General features: G+C 40.4%; 3 protein-coding genes and 2 pseudogenes. 2 read left to right on the forward strand and 3 right to left on the reverse strand.

Annotated features, from left to right (window positions below):
* The first annotated feature begins 450 nt into the window (after positions 1 to 450).
* Positions 451 to 1,098 (forward strand): DMT family transporter, encoded by a 648-nt coding sequence (locus L693_RS0110265; RefSeq protein WP_231503599.1) that lies wholly within the window; start codon positions 451 to 453, stop codon positions 1,096 to 1,098.
* 47 nt (positions 1,099 to 1,145) lie between these two features.
* Positions 1,146 to 1,478: a chaperone CsaA gene (gene csaA, locus L693_RS0110270; protein WP_025717185.1), complete on the forward strand. Its 333-nt coding sequence runs from the start codon at positions 1,146 to 1,148 to the stop codon at positions 1,476 to 1,478.
* 151 nt (positions 1,479 to 1,629) lie between these two features.
* Here csaA and L693_RS0110275 read toward each other — a convergent pair.
* The 3 genes and pseudogenes from L693_RS0110275 to L693_RS31310 form a co-directional block, all read right to left on the reverse strand.
* Positions 1,630 to 2,302, reverse strand: a pseudogene (locus L693_RS0110275) (SDR family oxidoreductase).
* 196 nt (positions 2,303 to 2,498) lie between these two features.
* Positions 2,499 to 2,707 (reverse strand): annotated as a pseudogene (locus tag L693_RS32410) (MerR family transcriptional regulator).
* Between the two features lie 352 nt (positions 2,708 to 3,059).
* Positions 3,060 to 3,305 (reverse strand): cold-inducible protein YdjO-related protein, encoded by a 246-nt coding sequence (locus tag L693_RS31310; protein ID WP_331281089.1) that lies wholly within the window; start codon positions 3,303 to 3,305, stop codon positions 3,060 to 3,062.
* Positions 3,306 to 3,380: the final 75 nt, after the last annotated feature.

Genomic DNA, 3,380 nt, shown 5'->3' on the forward strand with positions numbered 1-3,380 from the left:
TAAAATGGTCTCGTGCAATTGTTTTTCCATTTTTGCGAGGTCCTTTCAGATGACGATATTTCTATATAAATTAGAGATATATTTGCACAAATAAAATAAAAGCGGTGATATTATTATATAATATCTTCGGCTTATCATTACAATCCTGTGCACAGACGATTGGATAAGACATCTTGGAGGCGTACCTGTGAAAATAAATCAATCGTCGTTACTGTCTCATCCGTATATTTTGCTGTTCATCAGCATACTGTCTGTTTCTATCTCATCCATTATGATAAAATCCTCAGATACTCCAACCGCTGTGGCTGGAATGTACAGATTGTATATATCAGTAATCATTATGCTTCCTTTTGTACCTTGGAAAACTCTCCGATCCCTTGAGATGAACAAAAAAGATTGGAGTACCGTTTTTTAGCTGGTCTATTTCTAGGGTTATACTTCTTGTTTTGGATGGAATCTTTGGTATATACCTCAGTTGCGAGTTCCATGGTTATCTTATCATTACAAACTTTATTTGTGATGATTGGTTCATACTTTATGTTCAGAGAACGAACCAACATATTAACCATTCTTTGTTTGATAGCTGCTCTTTTCGGTTCAGTCATTATAGCTTGGGGAGACATCGGAGTTTCGAGGGAAGCATTAATAGGAGATGGATTATCTTTATTAGGAACAATTTTGGTTTCAGCATATATGTTGGCAGGACAGAGAGTAAGTCGCAAAATGGACGCAAATTTATATAGTGTTATTGTCTTTTTTATTGGTGGGAGCGTCATGCTGGTCTACAGTTTGTTAAATCATATCACATTGATAGAATATGACTCTTCGGATTGGACATATTTCTTTTTACTTGCAGTAATCCCAACTATTTTTGGACAATATATTTTTAATCTGTTGTTAAAATCTATAGGCGCAACTACTGTTTCTGTTGGTATTATTGGAGAGCCTGTTTTAGCTATAATTCTCGCCTATCTATTCTTGGGAGAAACAATCTCTATATTCCAATTCATAGGTGGATTAATGACATTACTAGGCATGGGTATGTATTTTTGGTTACAAACCTTAAACTACTCAATTGCTAATTATAATTCAAATTGATTAGTGTGTAATTTTAGGAAAAGACAAAAGATGAGGTGAAGGTTTAAATGGCAACGATTGATGATTTTTTGAACCTGGATATTCGTGTTGGAACAATTATAAAAGCTGAGTTTTTTGCAGAAGCAAAAGTACCTGCGATCAAACTTGAGATTGATTTTGGACAAGATATCGGAATAAAAACATCGAGTGCCCAAATCACAAAAAGGTATACGGCTGAAGAAATTATAGGTGAACAAATAATAGGTATAGTCAACTTTCCTCCTCGACGTATAGCAGGCTTTAAATCAGAGGTATTAGTCCTTGGAGGAATACCCGAAAAGGGGGATGTAGTTCTATTAAAGCCTGATTTTAAACTACCTGATGGAACACCGATTGGGTGATAGATTGTTTCTGTGAAGAAAGTATTGATTCGATCAGTAATTAAGTCCGACTTGTACCCAACCTTGGAGAAGCTATTGAGTATACAATATGGAAGAAAACTCGCCTTCATAGGGGCGAGTTTTGCTTTTTTATATCAATCTCATAAGTGAGTTATTCAATTGAGTTTTTCGTTGCCGAATACATATTTTCTACGTATTCGTCGACTTCATTTCGTGACATGCGTAAGCGTGCCACAGAAGTACCATATCCAATTTCCTTTGAACCCTCTTCTAATCCTTTGAAAATCCCATCTGCGAAGGCATCTAATGGTTCTCCATGCATATGCAACCCTGCTCCGCCTAAATCTGTACTCACTGCCGGAGGAACAACTTCAATTACCTCTACAGACGTGTCAGAAAGTTGGTGTCTTAGGCTGATTGTAAATGAATGAAGTGCCGCTTTCGTTGCCGAATAGATCGGAGCAATCGCAAACGGCGTAAAAGCTAACCCAGAAGTGACGTTAATGATAGTAGCTTCTTCTTTTGTTGCAAAATATGGAGCGAACAGCATGGAAAGATGGAAAGGTGCTTCAATGTTAGTTGTGATTTCTTTGTTGAAATAATCCCAATTGTTTTTCGCATCCGTTTTTAAAACATTAAAGCGTTGTTGGATACCGGCGTTGTTGACTAACACAAGGGAATTTTTCTTTCGCCTTTTGAAGTACATGTTCACGTCGTCCAGAAACAATGACTTTATTTCTAACTTTTAGAAAACGTTCTGCAAAAGCTAATCCTATTCCAGAACCTCCGCCTGTAATTAGTATTGTATTTCCTGAAAGCTTCATTGTTTTTCACTCCCCTCATCAGTCTTTGTTACTTTCCTGAATACGTTTGGTATAACGTGTAATTTTAAAGTCAATTCCTTTTAAGGATTCTGTCATCAACGAAATTTCATCTAGTACGGCTTGCTTGTGAAACTTCATCATTTCAAGTCGGGGTTGGAGGGTGTTATCCCCTTCTACGATCCAATCAATATATTGCTTAATATTGCTTAATATTGCTAATTGACATGTGCGTGTTTTTTAAACATATAACGGTTTCAAGGAGCGCAATTTGGTCTTCTGAAAATAGCCGCCTCCCCGCTCCATCCCGCTCGATTAATGGTAGGAGTCCTTTTTTTCATAATAACGCAACGTAGATTCTGGAATATTGAATTTGGCTGATGCTTCGCTAATGGAACAATATTTCATCTGGAGTCCTCCAAATTGTATCTTACTCTGTCGACAGGAATATCATACGATTTAAACCATAGTTTAAGTCAAGAATAAATAAATTAGTCCGTTAGAAGTAATAAACTCACTTGTGAAGGAGACAGAGAAGTTCTATCAAAAGGGACCGCTCCATATTCTGAAAGCGGCAGACTAGGCTTGGTTTTCACGTCCTAGTCTGCCGCTTTTACTTTTATTAGGTCTGTCTTTCGAAGGCTGCCGAGAACATGAACGACAGTGCTTTTTTTGATTCATTATAGCTCTCCACAAGTCGGACTGATATCACGAGTGCAGTGGAAGCACAGCCCTCATACCGGCTATTCGCGCCCCGCCCTTATCTGGCCGGGATACTGCGTGTCCCCTCCGTCATCGGGGAGGAGCAGAGCGGGCACACCGGTGGCGTGCCTGTGCTGGCCGCAGCTGTGCGGCGGGCGCTCGTTGTATCGCGCCGCATCCACGCCTTGCAGGCGTCGTCGGTGCATTTCCACACAGGCACGCTGATGCGTGGCTCTGTACGTGAGCCTGCCACCGACGTGGCCGTTCGCGCCGCAGCATTGCCCGGTCCAGGCTTGCTGCTCACACGGGTTGCTACACCGGATGCGGACGCTCCACCGCTGACCCGGCTGCCGTACCCGGAAGCATTCTTTGGTTGCCC

Origin of the sequence: Paenibacillus sp. 1-18 (genome assembly GCF_000520755.1) — a bacterium.
In the GTDB taxonomy this organism is placed as follows: Bacteria; Bacillota; Bacilli; order Paenibacillales; family Paenibacillaceae; genus Paenibacillus; species Paenibacillus brasilensis.